This window comes from Mangrovihabitans endophyticus, assembly GCF_014646155.1.
Classification (GTDB): Bacteria; Actinomycetota; Actinomycetes; order Mycobacteriales; family Micromonosporaceae; genus Actinoplanes; species Actinoplanes endophyticus.
On sequence record NZ_BMMX01000003.1, the window covers coordinates 110,594 to 127,428 of the forward strand.

10 protein-coding genes and 1 pseudogene are annotated in these 16,835 nt (G+C 69.9%); 5 read left to right on the top strand and 6 right to left on the bottom strand.

All coding sequences use genetic code 11. The features are described from left to right. Positions 1-33 precede the first annotated feature (33 nt). The 3 genes from IEY73_RS06740 to IEY73_RS06750 all read right to left on the bottom strand — a co-directional run bounded on the left by IEY73_RS06740 (position 34) and on the right by IEY73_RS06750 (position 2,925). Positions 34-540 carry a mycothiol transferase gene (locus IEY73_RS06740; protein WP_189078203.1) on the bottom strand — a complete coding sequence of 169 codons (507 nt, stop codon included), beginning with the start codon at positions 538-540 and terminating at the stop codon, positions 34-36. Positions 541-571: 31 nt separating this feature from the next. Next, the gene (locus tag IEY73_RS06745) at positions 572-1,537 is read right to left on the bottom strand and encodes a hypothetical protein (RefSeq protein WP_189078204.1); all 966 of its coding nucleotides are present in this window, start codon (positions 1,535-1,537) and stop codon (positions 572-574) included. A gap of 86 nt (positions 1,538-1,623) precedes the next feature. After that, a complete protein-coding gene (locus IEY73_RS06750; RefSeq protein WP_189078205.1) occupies positions 1,624-2,925 on the bottom strand; it encodes an MFS transporter in 1,302 nt (433 codons plus the stop codon). A gap of 1,358 nt (positions 2,926-4,283) precedes the next feature. Here IEY73_RS06750 and IEY73_RS34060 point away from each other — a divergent pair. Next, positions 4,284-4,508: pseudogene (locus IEY73_RS34060) on the top strand (DUF559 domain-containing protein); the annotation flags it as partial. A gap of 99 nt (positions 4,509-4,607) precedes the next feature. Here IEY73_RS34060 and IEY73_RS06760 read toward each other — a convergent pair. The 3 genes from IEY73_RS06760 to IEY73_RS06770 form a co-directional block, all read right to left on the bottom strand. After that, on the bottom strand, positions 4,608-6,389 hold the full coding sequence (locus tag IEY73_RS06760; RefSeq protein ID WP_189078206.1) for a S9 family peptidase: 1,782 nt from the start codon (positions 6,387-6,389) through the stop codon (positions 4,608-4,610). Between the two features lie 19 nt (positions 6,390-6,408). Next, positions 6,409-8,184: an N-acetylglutaminylglutamine amidotransferase gene (locus IEY73_RS06765; protein ID WP_189078207.1), complete on the bottom strand. Its 1,776-nt coding sequence runs from the start codon at positions 8,182-8,184 to the stop codon at positions 6,409-6,411. A 127-nt stretch (positions 8,185-8,311) separates the two neighbouring features. Then, positions 8,312-10,870 (bottom strand): carboxylate--amine ligase/circularly permuted type 2 ATP-grasp protein, encoded by a 2,559-nt coding sequence (locus IEY73_RS06770; RefSeq protein WP_229715630.1) that lies wholly within the window; start codon positions 10,868-10,870, stop codon positions 8,312-8,314. Between the two features lie 520 nt (positions 10,871-11,390). Here IEY73_RS06770 and IEY73_RS06775 point away from each other — a divergent pair. The 4 genes from IEY73_RS06775 (at position 11,391) to IEY73_RS06790 (ending at position 16,813) form a co-directional block, all read left to right on the top strand. Then, positions 11,391-12,272, top strand: a complete 882-nt coding sequence (locus IEY73_RS06775) for a glycoside hydrolase family 26 protein (RefSeq protein WP_189078209.1) — start codon at positions 11,391-11,393, stop codon at positions 12,270-12,272. 533 nt (positions 12,273-12,805) lie between these two features. Further along, positions 12,806-13,657, top strand: a complete 852-nt coding sequence (locus tag IEY73_RS06780; RefSeq protein ID WP_189078210.1) for a type IV toxin-antitoxin system AbiEi family antitoxin — start codon at positions 12,806-12,808, stop codon at positions 13,655-13,657. Between the two features lie 553 nt (positions 13,658-14,210). Further along, the gene (locus tag IEY73_RS06785; protein WP_189078211.1) at positions 14,211-15,224 is read left to right on the top strand and encodes a LacI family DNA-binding transcriptional regulator; all 1,014 of its coding nucleotides are present in this window, start codon (positions 14,211-14,213) and stop codon (positions 15,222-15,224) included. 233 nt (positions 15,225-15,457) lie between these two features. Then, positions 15,458-16,813 carry an ABC transporter substrate-binding protein gene (locus IEY73_RS06790; protein ID WP_189078212.1) on the top strand — a complete coding sequence of 452 codons (1,356 nt, stop codon included), beginning with the start codon at positions 15,458-15,460 and terminating at the stop codon, positions 16,811-16,813. The last annotated feature ends 22 nt before the right edge of the window (positions 16,814-16,835 follow it).

Below are 16,835 nucleotides of genomic sequence, written 5' to 3' on the forward strand. Positions count from 1 at the left end.
CGGCGGCGGGGGTGGTTCCCCGGCGGTCGTCCGTCAGCGGGGGAGCAGCCCGCGCACGTACGCCGCCTGACCCGCGTGCTGCACGTCGTCGTCGACGATCGACACCAGGCGCACGCCGCGAGTGACCGGCGGATCCCACGCCTCGTCGATCACCGCGTCCAGATCGTCGTCGGACAGCCCGGACAGATAGTCCGCGGTACGCGCGTGCACCGCGTGGTAATAGTCCGTGAGCGCCGTCCAGCTCTCCGGCGCCACCGCCGCCACCTGCGCGGCCGTGGCGCCGTAACCGGTGTCCGAGGGGCTGGGCTTGAGCCCGAACCGGGGTGCCCATTCGCCGCTGATGTAGACCTGCTCGGCATCCAACAGGTCGGCGATGTGGCTGTCCTGCACCCGGGCCAGGTGCCAGACCAGCCAACCGATGCTGTTCGCGCCGTCGGCCGGCACCCAGCGCAACTGGTCCGGTGTCAGGTCACGCACCGCCTGGCGGACCAGGCCGGGCAGGCGGCCGTGCGCTTCGGCGAGAACGGCGACGGAGTTCACGATGGCACTCTCCTCAGGCTGGGTCCTTCTGTCACTGGTCGCCCGTCGGCTGGGCCTGATCGCCATCGTGCGCCGCTTCGCCCTCCGGCGCCACCGGATCGGCTTGCGGCGACGTGGCCCCGGAGCCGTCCGCGTCCGGTGCGTCGCCGGTCGACGGGGTGTCCGGCTCGCCGGTCGCGCTCGCGGTGGGCGAGGTGTCGCCGGTGGAGCCGGTTCCTTCGCTGGGTGCTGCGGCACCGTCCGGGCTCGTCGAGGCGTCCTGCTCGGCGGAGCCGGTCGGCGTGGCCGTGGCCGGCGTGGCGGACCCGGTCGGCGCGGTGTGCTCGGCCGGCCGGGTCGGCCGGGGTGCCGGGGTCTCCTGTCCGCCGCGGAAGACCACGCCGAGCGTGGTGCCGCCGGACGGCCCGTGCCCGGTGGTCGACGCCACCGTGGTGCCGGTGACCAGTTCGGCGATCGTCAGCGATCCCATGGCCAGCACGAAGACCGCGCCGGCCAGCACCGCGACGCGTCGCCAGCGAAGCCGGTGCAGCAGCGGCGCGACCGTCGTGTCCGGCTGACTCGCGTCGGGCCGGGCCGTCTCAATCGGCGCGGTCTCAGGCTCATCCGCGTCGGGCCGGGACCCGCCTGCCGGGATCGCGTCGGCCTGATCGGCGCTCGCCGTCCGTGTCGCCGTGGCGTCCTCCGGCGTACCGGCGACGGTGTGCGACGGCGAGTCCACGGCCTGCGCCGCAGCCACCGCTGGGGTGCCCACCGCAGCCGGCGCGCGGACGAAGACCGGCGCGATGGTCCGGAGCTTCCGCGTGCCCTTGCGCAGCGAGCGGCTGTAGATCTCGGTGCCCACCGACCCGACGATGCTGAACAGCGCCGCTCCGATCACGGTGCCCGCCACACCTAGGTACGATCCGGCGAACGCGGCGCACACGGCTGCCAGGGCGCCGCCGACGGTCTTGGTGATGTCGATGCCGGACCAGATCCGGTCCGGGCTCTTCTCGGTCATTTCCCCCTCGGTCTTGCCTTGTCCGACGGTGATCCGGCGCGTCCCCCGCGCGTGCCGCGGCGGAACATTCCCCGGCGTGATTCGGTCTAACCTCGCTTTTGGCTGAGAACCTCACGGATCGGGCGGACCACGATACCTTCCTCCGCCAGTCGTTGCCGGGCGAGCCGACGGCTCCGCAAGATGCCCAGCACGCCGACGGCACCGACCAGGTATTGCACCGCCATCGCCACCCGGAAGTCCGACAGTTGATAGTCCGTGCCGCCGCCGGTGCGCAGGTCCAGAATCATCCCGACGAGCATGATGGTCAGCAGCGAGGCGGTGAACCCGCCGACGTTGACGATGCCGGTGGCGGTGCCCAGCCGGTGCGGCGGATTGAACGTACGGGCGAACTCGAACCCGATCATCGATCCCGGGCCGCCCAGTCCCAGCGCCACCACCAGCGTCACCAGCACGGGCAGCGGCGCCCGGCCGGGCCAGAGCAGCACCACACCCCACGCCGCCGCGTTCACCGCGATCACGCCGAGGACCAGCCAGGAACGCCGTAGTGGGTGACGTTGCACCAGGACACCGATCACCGGCCCGGCGGCCATGCCGGTCACCACGAACACGGTCAGCAGGGCGCTCGCGGTCGCGCGCGACACCCCCTCCCCGGCCAGCAGGAACGGGAAACCCCACATCAGCGCGAAGACCGTACCGGTGAATTGGGTGGTGAAATGCGACCACAAGCCGAGCCGGGTGCCCGGATGCCGCCAGGCGCCGCCCAGATCGGAACCTAGCTGCCGGACCGTGATGACCGGACCGGAGGTGACCCGCCGCGCGGGCGTGTCCCGCAGCAGCGTCACGGCGAGCACGGCGACGAGGACACCGGTGGCCGCGGCCGCGCCGAACGCCGTCGACCAGCCCGGCCCGGCGAGCAGGGCGGCCAGCGGCACCGCGCTCAGCACCTGACCGAGCTGGCCCATGATGCCGGTAAGCTGCGTGATCACCGGAACTCGACGCGCCGGGAACCAGTGCGGGACCAGGCGCAGCACACTGATGAACGTCATCGCGTCGCCGGCACCCACCATGACCCGGGCGACGATCGCGCCGGGCATGTCCGTGGTGACCGCCATCAGCGCTTGACCGGAGGCCATCAGCAACGCGCCGCAGACCACCAGCCGCGTCGACCCGAACCGGTCGAGCAGGAGTCCCACGGGCACCTGCAGCCCGGCGTACACGACGAGCTGCAGCACCGCGAACAACGCGAGCGCGCCGGCGCCGGCTCCGAAACGTGCCTGAGCGTCGAGTCCGGCGACACCGAGCGAGGTGCGATGCAGCACCGCGACGACGTACGCCGCGAGCCCGACCGCCCACACGGCCCAGGCCCGATCACCGGGTCGCAGAGCCATGTCCCGCCTTTCGCCGATTGCCGCCAGACGAATCCCAGCCTGGCTTTCCGGCCGGGGCATCGACAACGACGGCGATCACATCAGTGGCGTGTCCTATGCCACCTCACCCGATCGTGGCGGGTTGGGGGGTTGGGTTGTCGGCTGGGTGGGTTGTCGGCTGGGTGGGTTGAGACCTTGGAGACTTGGCGTGCCGTGGAGTCAGCAATTCTCCAAGGTCTCAAGATGGGCGGCGGTAAGCGGCGATAAATGGTTGGTGGCTGGACCGGTTGGTGGCTGGGCCGGCTGGTGGCTGGGCCGAGATCTTGGAGAGTTGATGTGTCGTCGAACCAGCAACTCTCCGAGGTTCAGTGAAGTCGGCACCACCAGCCCGCCAGCCCCGCTTGAGCGCTAGCACGCCTGAGCGCCTGACAGCTTGAATGTTGCCCAACCCCGCTGTTGACCGTCTGAGCGCCGGTCCGCCGGAGCGCGCCGACCTTACTGCTCGATCCGAGACTGCTCGATCCGAGACTGCTCGATCCGAGACTGCTCGATCCGAGCATGTCGATCTGAACGACCGCCGGCACATCGGGGCCGGGCCGGCCGGTCCGTCGGAGTGGGACGCCACGATTATCCACAACTGGTCGGTATCCACAGGCCGTACCGCAAAGGTCGGGGTGTTCTGCCACCGTCGTCGCGTGCGAATTCCCTCCGACGACGCCAGTGAGCTCGAATGGATCGCCTTCGAGCAGGCGCAGGTCATCACCACCCGCCAAGCCGGTGCCCTCATGAGTCCCGCTGCGATGCGCAGCGCCCTGCGCATCGGGCTGTGGCGGCGCCTCTGCCGTGGCGTGCTCATCATGCACAACGGGCCGTTGACGTATGAGCAGCGGCGCTGGGCGGCCGTGCTGGCCGCCGGGCGGGGCGCGCTGCTCGCCGGGTCCACCGCGGCGGCTGCCTCAGGGATGCACGGCCTGCCGCAACAGCCGTTGCACCTGCTGATTCCGGACAGCCGCCGGACGACTGCCACCGCGTCCCGGCTCGTCTCCGAGGTGGGGGCGATACGGATTCACCGGACCACGGTCATGCCGGTGCATCATCGGCGCTCGGGGAGCCCGCCGCGCACGACTGTCGCACGATCGCTGATCGACGCGGCGGCGTGGGCGCGCGCCCCGGACGAGGTGCGGTTTCTCCTTGCCTCGGGGTGCCAGCAGCGGCTGGTCACGCCGGCCGAGCTGGTCGTAACACTGGCGGAACTGCGCCGGATCCGGCGCCGGAGACTGATCGCTACCACCATCACCGATCTCACCGGTGGTCCGCTCGCGCTGTCCGAGATCAACTTTGTGAGGTTGTGCCGGGCCTCGGGCCTTCCTCCGCCGGACATGCAAGAACGCCGCGTGGATGCGGGCGGCCGGGTCAGATATCTGGACGCCTACTGGAAGCGGTGGCGCCTGCACGTGGAGGTGGACGGCAGTTGCCACATGGAGGTTCGGCAGTGGGCGGCCGACATGGCGCGGCACAACGCCTTGGCGGCCGATGGCGATCGGTTACTCCGGTTCTCTGCTTGGCAGGTGCGGAACTGCCCGCAAGCGGTCGCCACGCAAATCTACGAAGCGCTCGTGTCGCTCGGCTGGCATCCGGACGGACGGCGGCCGCAGAGCCGCCCGCCGCCTGACGCGGATCAGCCAACGATGCGCGGACGTGCATCAGATGAACGCCGGCTCCAACAGGTGGTTGCTCAGCCACTGCACCGTCTCGCGCAGGAACTCCGCCCGGGCGCCGCGATGCAGCAGCTCGTGCCCCTCTCCCGGGAACAGCAGGTACCGATGGGGCACGCCGCGCTCCCGCAGCGCCGCCACCACCTGTTCGGCCTCGACGACCGGCACGTTGCTGTCGTTCTCGCCGTGCACCACCATCAGCGGCGTGCGCAACCGGTCGATCCGGGTGATCGGCGACAGGTCGCGCAGCAGGGCGGCGTCGGCCACCGGATCGCCGTACTTGGACACCGCCGCGGAGGCGATCCACGGCTCGGTGTGCTCATAGAAGGTGGCAAAGTTCGACATCCCGCAGACGTCCACCCCGACCGCGAACATGTCCGGGAAGGCGGTCAGCGCGGCCAAGGTGAGGTATCCGCCGTACGAGCGGCCCATGCACCCCACCCGCGCCGGGTCGGCGACGCCGGTGTCGACCAGGTGCGCCACGCAGGACTCGACGTCCCGGATCGCGTCGTAGCGTCGGGGACCGTTGTCCGCGTTGACGAACGTGCGCCCGAAGCCGGACGAGCCGCGCACATTGGGCGCGAACACCGCGATGCCCCGGTCCACCAGCGACTGGAACAGCGGGCCGTGGCCGGGACGCTCCTGCGCCTCGGGGCCGCCGTGGAACCACAGCACGGTCGGGTGCGGCCCGTCGCCGGCCGGGCGGAACAGCCAACCGGTGAGCTCCAGGCCGTCGTGCGCGGCGAACCGTTCCAGGGTGGGCCGGGCGGCCTCCGGCGCGGCCGGGTCGGCCGACACCTCGTGCAGCCCGGCGTCGTCGTACGTCCAGGTGCCGTGCGGCTGCCCGGGCCCTTCGGCGGTGAAGGCCAGCGTGGTTCCGTCGGTCGACCACGACGGACCACTGATCACGCTCCCGGGCAGCGGGGTGACCAGGGTGCTGCGCCCGCCCTCGATGACGGTCAGCTCGGACAACCCGCCACGGACGTTCCACAGCACCGCGGTGCGCCGCCCGTCCGCGGTGAGTGCGAACGACTCCACCTCGGCGTGGTCCGCGGACGTGACCACCTCGGCGTGCCCGTCGAGCACCCGGAGCAGCACCGCGTACTCGCCGGCGTCGCTGCGTGCCCACACCGCGCCGTCCGGGCCGAACACGGCCTGCTCGCCGCTGGTGACGTCCTCCTCGGTGCCGGTGGTGAGATCGCGGACCACGATGTGCCGGTCGCCGCGGGCTCCGCGCCGCAGCAGCGCCCGGGTGCGGTCGCCGCTGACGTCGAACAGCGAGATCTGCTCGCCTTCCGCGATCGTCCAGCGCTCGCCGGTGACCGGGTCCACCAGCAGTGCGGTGGTCAGGTTCTCGGTGACCGCCAGCAGCGACCGGCCGGGCAGCCAGCGCATGTTGTCCGCGGTGTCGGTACCGAACCCGGCGACCTGGTGCAGCTCGGACCCGTCCGGGCGTACCAGCCATACCTCGTGGCGCGGTGCCCCACCGGGGGCGAGCTGGCAGGCCAGCCAACCGCCGCCGGTGGACCATTGCACCGCGGTGACCGGATGTTCCCCGGTGTCGACCAGGAACGCCAGCTCGCTGCCGACCGGCTGCACCCAGACCTGCGGGACGCCGCTGCGGTCGGAGACGTACGCCGCGTGCCGCCCGTCCGGTGACAAGCCGGGCGACCAGCTACCGGAGATCTCGCTCGCGAGGGACCCGGCGCGCAGATTCGTCCAGCCGAGGGGCAGTACGGTGACGTCGACACGGTTGAGCTGACCGGTCATACGGGTCCTCCTTCGTTTGCTAGATCCCTTTGTCCTGAAGCCACATCTCCAGGAGCGCAAGCTGCCACAACTGGTTAGCACCCAGCGTGGTGCGTGGAGTATTCGGGTCGGCGAGGAGCGCGTCAACGTACTCCGCCCGGAAGAGCCCGCGCGCCCGCGCCGCCGGCGCATGCAGCGCGTCCCGCACCTTCTCCAGCATGGGGCCTTCCAGGTGCCGGATGCCCGGAACCGGGAAGTAGCCTTTCGTGCGATCGATCACCTCATCGGGCACCACGCCGCGGGCGGCGTCCTTCAGCACGCCCTTGCCGCCCTGCGCCAGCTTGAGGTCCGGCGGGCAGGCGGCGGCCAGCTCGACGAGTTCGTGGTCCAGGAACGGTACGCGTGCCTCAAGCCCCCAGGCCATGGTCATGTTGTCCACCCGCTTCACGGGATCGTCGACGAGCATGACCTGCGAGTCCAGGCGCAACGCCGCGTCGACCGCCTCGGTGGCTCCGGAGCGATCGAAGCTGCTCGCCACGAACGCGCGGCTGACGTCGGAGTCGATCAGCCATTCGGGGGACAACTGGCGGGCCAGCTCGGCGTGCGGCCGGTCGAAGAACTCTCGCGCGTACGCGTCCACCGCCTGGTCGCGGGACACCTGGGCGAGCGGCGGGTACCAGCTATAGCCGGCCAGGATCTCGTCCGCGCCCTGGCCGGACTGGACCACCTTGACGTGCTGCGACACATCCTCGCTGAGCAGGTTGAAGGCGATGCAGTCGTGACTGACCATGGGTTCGCTCATCGCCGCGACCGTACGTTCCACCGCGGGCAGGAAGCGGTCCGCGCCGATCCGGATCTGGTGATGCCGGGTGTCGAACTGCTTGGCGATGATGTCCGAGTAGGCGAACTCGTCGCCGCTCTCGCCGCCCGCCGCCTCGAAGCCGATGCTGAAGGTGGTGAGCCCGCGCTGACCGTGCTCGGCCAGCAGGGCCACGATGAAGCTGGAGTCGATGCCGCCGGACAGCAACACCCCGACCGGCACATCGGCGACCATCCGGCGTTCCACCGCGATGCGCAGCTTCTCCTGGAGCGCGGCGGCCCACTCCTGGCGGCCGGACGGGCCGTCGCCGCGGGTGAAGGACGCCTCCCAGTAGACCCGGTCGGTGCTGGTCCCGTCCGCCCGCACGATCCGCACCGTCGCGGGCGGCAGCTTGCGCACCCCGGACACGATCGTGCGCGGCGCGGGCACCACCGAGTGGAACGTCATGTAATGCTGCAGCGCGACCTTGTCCAGCCCGGTGTCCACGTCGCCCGCGGCCAGCAGCGCCGGCAGGGTGGAGGCGAAGCGCAGCCGTCCCGGCGTCTCGGCGAGGTACAGCGGCTTGATGCCGAGCCGGTCGCGGGCGAGCATGACGGTGCCGCTGCCGTGCTCCACGATCGCGAAGGCGAACATGCCCTGCAGATGGGTGACGCAGTCGGCACCCCACCGGTGGTACGCCTTGAGGATCACCTCGGTGTCCGAGGTCGAGAAGAACGTGTAGCCGTACCCGCGCAGCTCCTCGCGGAGCTGCTGATAGTTGTAGATGCAGCCGTTGAAGACCATGGTGAGGCCGAGCTGTTCGTCGGTCATCGGCTGGGCGCCGGTCTCGGTCAGGTCGATGATCCGCAGCCGTCGGTGCCCGAGCGCGACCGGCCCGCGCTGCCAGAACCCGGCGCCGTCCGGACCCCGCGACTCCAGGCACGGCAGCATGCGGCGGACCGCATCGCCGTCCGCCGCCGCGCCGTCGAACCTGAGTTCGCCGCCGATTCCACACATGGTCCGAACCTCCTTGAGTGCAGGAGGAGACGCACCCCAAGATTCACCAGGGTGTGCCTCCCATATTTCATCGGTATGTCCTGGCCGTAACCTTCTTCAGCGGCCGGCCACGCGGGCGCGGCGGCGGTCACCCCATGAGCCACGTGTCCTTGGAGCCGCCGCCTCGCGACGAGTTGACGATCATGCTGCCCGCCGGGGCCACCCGGGTGAGCGCCGCCGGGGCGACCGTCGACGTGGTGCCGGTGAACACGAAGGCCCGCAGGTCCACGTGACGCGGAGCCAACTGGTGACCGTCGAAGACCGGATGCGTGGACAGGTTCACCACCTCCTGCGCCACCCAGCGATGCGGCGCCGCGTCGATCTGCCGGCGGACCGCCGCCAGATCCTCCGCGGAGGCGTGCGGCCCGATCACGATTCGGTCGCCGCCGTAGCCGTCGACCGGCTTGCAGACCAGCTCATGCAGCCGGTCCAGCACCTCGGCCCGTTGGTCCGGGATGCCGCACAGGTAGGTGGGCACGTCCGCCAGCAACGGCTTCTCACCCAGGTAATACTCGATCAGGTCATGCACGTACGCGTAGACCGCCTTGTCGTCGCCGATGCCGTTGCCGAGCGCGTTGGCCAGCACCACGGCATCCGAATGCAGCGCGGTGACCAGGCTGGGGCCGAGCGGCATGCCATCCCCGCCGGGGGAGTGCACCAGGCTGTCCTCGCCCATCCGCAGATAGATCACGTCGACCGGGGACTTCTTGCCGTGCTGCAGCCGGTGCACCCGGCCCCCGTCGACCAGCAGGTCGGTGCTGCGCACCAGCGGCACGCCCATCTCCTCGGCCAGCATCCGGTGCTCGAACCAGGCCGAGTCGTCCGGTCCTTGGCTGAGCACCACCACCGCCGGATCGTCGCCGGCCGCCGGTCCCGCCGCCTCCACCAGCGCCCGCTTAAGCAGCGCCGGCGTCGATTCGACGCTGATCAGGTCGTCCGGGCGGGGCAGTTCGGGCAGCACCGACCGGGTCAGCCGGCGGTTCTGCATCGCGTACGCGATCCCGGACGGCACGCGCAGGTTGTCCTCCAGCACGCACCAGCGCCCGTCGCCGTCGCGCACCAGGTCCACGCCCGCGACTTGGGCGCGGACGCCGTGCCGGCTCATCAACGCGCCGCTGGGCCGCAGCTCGGGAGAGTTGTCGATGACCCAGTCGGGCACCACGCCGTCCTTGACCACCTGCCGGGCGCCGTACACGTCGTTGACGAACGCGTCCAGCGCCCGCACCCGCTGCACCAATCCGGTCTGCAGTTGCGTCCAGTCCTCGGCCGGCACGACCCGCGGCACCAGGTCGAAGGGGAACAGCCGGGTGGCCGCCTCACCGGCGACGCTGAAGGTGATGCCACGGGCGCGCTGCTCGTCGTCCTTGGCGTCCTCGCGGCGGCGCAGCCCGGCCGGGCCGAGCGCGGCCAGCACGTCGACGATTCCCCGGTACGCGGAAAGCACCTCACCGGAGGGGAAGGCCTCGTCGCCGTCCGCCGCGTAGGGGGTGAGCCCGGCGGGCACGGTCTGCCCGTCCGGACCGATCCCGGTGGCTCCGCCCCGGGTGTCGGCGACCACCAGGTCGACCACGTCGGACAGCCGGCCCCGGCGGACCATCGCGCGCCGCTGCCGCGCCGCCGAGCTGCCCCGGCTCAGCGCGTGCACCGACAGGTCGAAGACCTGCTCCCAGTCGCCCAGCTCCTCCAGTTGCGGGCGCAGGTCGCCGATCAGCCGTTCCACCGCGACCGCGGCCGGCACCGGGACGGGGGAGCGGGGCAGATCCAGCAGATCGCCTTCCAGCCCGGAGCGCGCGGCTCGCCACATGGCCGCGCGGTGCAGCGGCGGCGGCGTACGCCGCACCGGCTCGCCCGCCCGGTGTTCTTGCCGGGCGCGCAGGGCCAGGGCGCGGAACAGGCCCGCGAGCAGCACCACGGTGTCCACATCCGGGCAGGAGTCGGTGACCCGCAACTCGACGGTGGGCAGGTGCGCGGAGGGGCGTACGTCGAAATAGACCATCTTGGGGTCCGTGATGGTGCCGGACGCGAGCAGTTCCTCCACCAGCGCGTCATAGTCGGCGGCCGAGGTCAGCCGGCCGCTGTCGCCGGCGGTGGGCCAGCGCAGCCAGATCAACGAGCGGGTGCTGGCGTACCCGGAGTCCTCGCCCATCCAGTACGGCGAACTGGCGGACAGGGCGAGCAGCACCGGCAGGGAGGGGGCGACCCGTTGCGCGACAGCCACCGCCTCGTCCCGGTCCGGAACGCCGACGTGCACCTGCGTGCCGCAGATCAACTGCTCGCGGACCAGGAGCTGATAGTCGTCCAACATCCGCCGGTACCGCGAGGTGGGCGTCACCGGCAGGGTGTCCAGGTCCACCAGCGGCACCGTGCCGGCCGCGATCAGGCCCAGGCCGAGCGACTCGGCGACGCCGATCGCCTCGCGACGCAACGCCACGATCGCCTCGCGCAGGCCGTCCAGCGTCGGCGCCACCGTGGTGTTGGTCTCCACCACCGAGCGGTGCAGCTCCGCCGAGAAGTGCCGGCCGTCGAGGCGGTCCAGCACGTCCGGCGCGCGCGGCACCAGCTCCCGCGTCTTCAGGTCGACGACATGCAACTCCTCCTCGACGCCGAGGTTGAGATCCACGTCGACAGCTCCATCGTCCTCGGTCACCGGCAGTGACTCCGTCATGAGACCGCCCATTCCGTCGTCGGTTGTGTCATATCCCTACCGCCGGAGCCTCGCCAGTCCGTATGCCATTCATGTGTCGTGCCCATTACCGGCGTCCACCAAGCACGATCCGCCGCACGTCCGCGGCCTCTCGTGCGCCTCGCCGACATGCCCGCCGGGACGTGCGGGCAGCAATCCGGCATATCGTCGCCGATCTTCGCTTCTTGTTGGGTTCGAGCAGGTCAGAGCGGTACCGTCCGACGCTGCTCGGATCATGACGAGGAGGGTTCCAGGCATGCCGCAGATGTCCCGGCGAGGCTTGCTCACACTCGCGGCACTTGCCGCACTCCCCGCGGGCTGTTCACGTGATTCGTCCGCTCCGTCGGCTTTGGCGCCATCTTCTCGGCAGCCCGGCACCGCGCTCGGCTCGGCAACATCCATCGCCTCGCCGCCCGTCGCTTCGCCATCCGCCTCGCCGTCGCCGTCACCGTCCGTATCGCCCGGCACGGCATCCTCCGGCACAGTGTCGTCCGACCCGGCCACCACCGGGCGCTCGGCCGGCTCCGATCGGGGCGGACCGGTGCCGGCCGAGCCCGGTCAGGTGATGCTCGGCGCCTACCTCGGCCTGAGCGGACACTCACTGGCGCAGAGCCTGGCGCTGCGGCGTTCCCAACTGGGCCGCGACCAGCGCATCGTGCACCAGTTCTGGGGCTTCGGCGAGACGCTGCCCCGGCGCCGCCCGGACATCGGCGGCGCCACCCTGATGATCTCCTGGCATGGCGTGCGCTACGCCGACATCACCGGCGGAGGATCGGACCGGCGAATCGCCGCGGCGGCCCGCAACCTGGCCGCCCAGGGCAAGCCGCTGCTGTTGCGCTGGGGATGGGAGATGAACGGAGACTGGTTCGCCTGGGGCGGCGCGGCCAACGGCAAGGACCCCGGCGGGTACGTGACGGTGTGGCGGCGTCTGCATCGCATCTTCCGCGAAGAGGGAGCGGACAACGTGGCGTGGGTGTGGAGCCCGAACTGGAACTCCAGCCCGGACGCATCATGGAACCGGATGCAGCGGTACTACCCGGGCGACGACTACGTGGACTGGGTGGGTGTGTCCGGCTACGACTTCTACCGTGAGTCGCCGTCCACGCTGTTCGACCCGGTGGTGAACACGTACGGCGACGACAAGCCGATCATCATCACCGAGACGGCGGGCATCGACTTCGGCGGGGACAGCAAGGCACGTTGGATCGACGACCTTTCCGGGTACGTGCGTCGCACGTCCCCGATCGAGGCGGTGGTGTGGTTCGACACGGACACCCACAACGACACGAATTTCCGGATCGACAGCACGGCGGGGGCGCTGGCGGCGTACCGGAAAATGGCGCGCAACGCCCGTTTCCAAGGCTGACCCACCCACCCCCTCCGACCCGCCGCCCCCCTCGGCCGCGCCCGCCCCCTCGGCCGCGCCCGCCCCCTCGGCCGCGCCCGCTCCCCTCGGCCGCGCCCGCTCCCCTCGGCCGCGCCCGCTCCCCTCGGCCGCGCCCGCTCCCCTCGGCCGCGCCCGCTCCCCTCGGCCGCGCCCGCTCCCCTCCGACGCGCCGCCCCCTCCGCCTCGCCGATCTTGTACTTTGTGTGCCCGATCAGCACGTATATACGGTGATTTTCCCGACCCTAAACCTCAAGATCAGCGCAGGCGCCCGGGGTCAGCCCGTCGATCTTGGACTTCCGGGTCGGACAAGTCGGTTTCGGCGGGTTGAATCGGCCACCCAATGTCCAAGATCAACTGGGCGGGGGCGGCGGCGGGGCGGGGCGGGGTGGGGCGGGGTGGGCAATCGCTGGCACTGACGGCACGGGGGTTGCTGCTCATTCGGGATATCCACAATGAGCGGCCGTCCACAGGGCTGATGGCGTGACACCGTAGCTTGCGAAGATGCTGTCGCGGTGAATCAGCCACTGTGGACTAGGCGTCAATTGTGTGCGGAGATCGGCGCTGAATCGCTGCGCGGTCGCGTCAGGTCGGGATCCGTCGTGCGGTTGGTCAGGGCGGTATATGCGGCGCAGGCACCCACCGTGGATGACCACTTGCGAGCCGTTCTCCTTCGTGCGCCCGAGCATGCACTGCTGACGCTGCATACGGCCGCCGGCTTGTTCGGGATGTACGCCCCGACGACGGGAGTTGTCCATGTCCTGGTGCCGCCCGGCAGTCCTAAGCCACGCATTCCCGGGGTGCAGATACACGAAGGTGTTCTCGGTGCCGGTCAGGCACATCTCGTACGTGGCCTGCCGTGCGTGTCCCCGGAGCGCTGTGCGATCGACCTGGGGCGGTCGCTCTCACGTTCGGATGCCGTTGGCGTACTCGACTCGGCGGTACGCCTCGACGGCGTGACGCAGGAGTGCTTGACGCTGGAGGCGCTCCGTCACCGTGGCCTTCGTGGTGTTCGTCAGGTCCGTGATCTCTTACCGCTGATCGACGGCGGTGCCGAGTGCGCGCAGGAAAGCCAGCTTCGTCTGCTGCTTGTCGATGGCGGATTGCCCCGGCCGGAGTCGCAGATAAGGGTGTGCGACGAAGGCGGCGTTGTTCGATATCGGCTCGATATGGGTTACCGAGAGCAGCGTGTGGGCGTCGAGTACGACGGTTCCAGTCACCTCGACCTTCGAGCGTTGGCTCATGATCGGGCGCGGAGCAACTTCCTGGCGATGCAAGGATGGAAAATGCGCCACTTCACGGCCTATGACATATATCGGCGTCCGGGCTATGTGGTGTCGACGGTCCGCGCTGCGCTCGGCGGCTGACCAGCTTGCCGGGTATCAACACGCAAGGGGTCTCGACGCGTCGATCTTGAACTTCTGGCCACCGAATAGAGAGATAAGAGGCGTACGTCCGCCCAGCAACCTCAAGATCGCCGAGCCGGGCCGGGCCGAGCCGAGCCGGGGTGGGGTGGGGCCGGGGTGGGGGCGGGCCGAGCCGGGGTGGGGTGGGGGCGGGGCGATCTGCGTCGATCTTGAGCTTTCGGTGGCCTTTTCGTTCTGGAAAGTGGCTTTTGTGGGCCCACGAATTTCAAGATCGGCGTGGCGTGGCGTGGCGTGGCGTGGCGTGGCGTGGGGGGCGGGGTGCGGCGCGGCGTGGTGGTGTGCGGCGTGGGGGCGGGGTGCGGCGCGGCGTGGTGGTGCGGCGTGGTGGTGCGGGGCGGGGTGCGGCGGTGCGGGGCGGTGCGGCGTGGGACGGGGGTGCGGCGGGGCTGGGTGGGGGCGTGGGGTGATCGTGGGCTGAAAGTGTGGTCATCTATATGTCGATCACTGCAAGGGCCCGTACAACTTTTGCAGTGGTTTGACGTAGGATTCCGACGTGACTAAACGTCTGGCTGAGGTGGCCAAGAAGGCCGGCGTGAGTGAGGCGACCGTCAGTCGCGTGCTCAACGGGCGCAATGGCGTGTCCGAGTCCACCCGCGCTTCGGTGCTCACCGCCCTGGATGTGCTCGGCTACGAGCGGCCCACCAAGCTGCGTGGCGAGCGCGGCCGGCTGGTCGGCCTGGTGCTGCCGGAGTTGCAGAACCCGATTTTCCCGGCGCTCGCCGAGGTGGTCACCGCCTCGCTGGCGCAGCGCGGATTCACCCCGGCGCTGTGTGCGCGCACCATCGGCGGCGTGCCGGAGCGGGACTACATCGAGATGCTGTTGGATCATCAGGTGTCCGGGGTGGTCTTCGCGGGCGGGTCGTACGCGCTGGCCGAGGCCGAGCACGATCACTACCGGCAGCTACTGGACCGCCGGATGCCGGTGGTCATGGTGAACGCCGGGGTGAATGCCGGCTTCCCGCACATCTCCACCGATGACGCGGTCGCCGTCGAGCAGGCGTACGGACATCTGCGCAGCCTGGGTCATGACCGGGTGGGCCTGGTGATGGGCCCGGCCGATCATGTGCCGTCGCGCCGCAAGTTGACCGCGCTCGCCGAGGTGGCGGGCTGGGAGGGCGCGGAGGCGCAGTGGCCGGTCGAGCGGACCAACTTCTCCATGGAGAGCGCGCGGCTGGCCGCGTCGCGGCTGATTCAGCGTGGCGTGACCGGGATGATCTGCGCGAGTGACGTGCTGGCCCTGGGTTCGATCCGGGCCGCCCGGCGGCTGGGCCGGGATGTGCCGGGGGACGTATCGATTGTCGGCTACGACGACAGTGCGCTGATGACGTGCACCGACCCGCCGCTGACCACGGTGCGTCAGCCTATCGAGCTGATGGGCCAGGCGGCCGTGGACATCCTGGTGAATCAGATCGAGGGCGCCGCGGCGACGACCGACGAGCTGCTGTTCGAGCCGGAGCTGGTGGTCCGTGGGTCCACCGGGCCGGCGCCGGTGGGCGCCCCGGGCTGAGTCCCGCTGTCCGCTGCTGACCAGGAGATTTATCGCCATGAAAGGGCGGGCCGTGACGGCCCGCCCTTTACTGTGTGTGCCCGGTCACTGCGGTCGTGTTTTTTCTGCTGCTCGTTCACTTCTTGCGTGCAACGGTTTGACTTTGTATCGTCATCGCCACGAAACATCCGAGAGTCAGGTCACATTCTCGCCACGCGCGCACTCCTTACCCCTCCAGGAAGGGCGATATCTCCATGTTCAAATCCAGGCTGCGCAGCGCCCTCGGGGTCCTGCTGGTCGCCGGCATCGGGTTGTCGACCGCCGCGTGCGGCGACGACGCCGACAGCTCGAACAGCGACGGTCCGGTCACCCTCGTCATCAACGGTCTGCCGCCGGCCACCGAGAAGGCCAACCACGACCGATTCCTCGCCAACGTCGCGGAGTTCGAGAAGGCGAACCCGACCATCAAGATCGACGCCCGCGAGGGCAAGATGGACCCGCAGACCTTCCCGGCCAAGCTCGCCGGCGGCCAGTTGGAGGACGTCTTCTACGTCTACTTCACCGACCCGGCCAACCTGATCGCCAAGCACCAGGTGTCGGACGTCAGCGACTACCTCAAGGACTTCCCGATCACCTCGCAGATCAAGCCCGAGGTGCTGCGCGTCTTCCAGGACGGCGACGGTCACACGTACGGCTTGCCGTACAAGAACTACTCGATGGGCCTGCTCTACAACCGCGACGTGTTCAGCAAGGCCGGACTGGATCCGGAGAACCCGCCCAAGACGTGGGCGGACGTGCGGACCGCGGCCAAGAAGATCTCCGACCTGGGCGACGGCTACATCGGGTACGGCGACTACAGCAAGAGCAACACCGGCGGCTGGCACTTCACCACCGAGATGTATTCCATCGGCGGTGACGTCGCGGTCAACCAGGACGGCACGTGGAAGGCCGCGTTCAACAACGCCAAGGGCAAGCAGGTCCTCCAGCAGTTGAAGGACATGCGCTGGACGGACAACTCGATGGGGCAGAAGCAGCTCTTGGAGTGGGCCGACCTGCTGCAGCAGATGGGCTCCGGCAAGCTCGGCATGTACCTGGCGACCGCGGACAACATCCCGACGATCGTCAACCAGTACAAGGGCAAGTACGAGACGTACGGGCTGGGCCCGATCCCCGGTGGGCAGGGCACCCTCGGCGGCGGCGAGGGCTACATGTTCAAGGCCGGCCTCAGCCCGGCCAAGATCAAGGCCGGCCTGAAGTGGCTGACCTTCTGGTTCACCTCGGCCGACCGGTACGCCGCGGAGGACAAGTGGTCGAGCGAGAACGATCTGCCCGTGGGGCTGCCGGAGCCGGCCATCTTCACCGGTGACGCGGCGCAGATCCAGGCCAAGGCGGACAAGCAGTACGCGAACGTGCCGCAGGAGAACTACGCGCCGTTCGTGGCGGACATGGGCTCCATCCCGGTGAAGCTGGAGCCGCCGAACGCGCAGCAGATCTACGCGGTGCTCGACGTCCCGATGCAGAAGGTGCTGACGGACAAGAACGCCGACATCGACCAGTTGCTGGCCGACGCGGAGAAGCAGGTCAACTCGATCCTCGCCGGCGTCAAGTGACGTGCGGTCGCCGGCGGGTCGA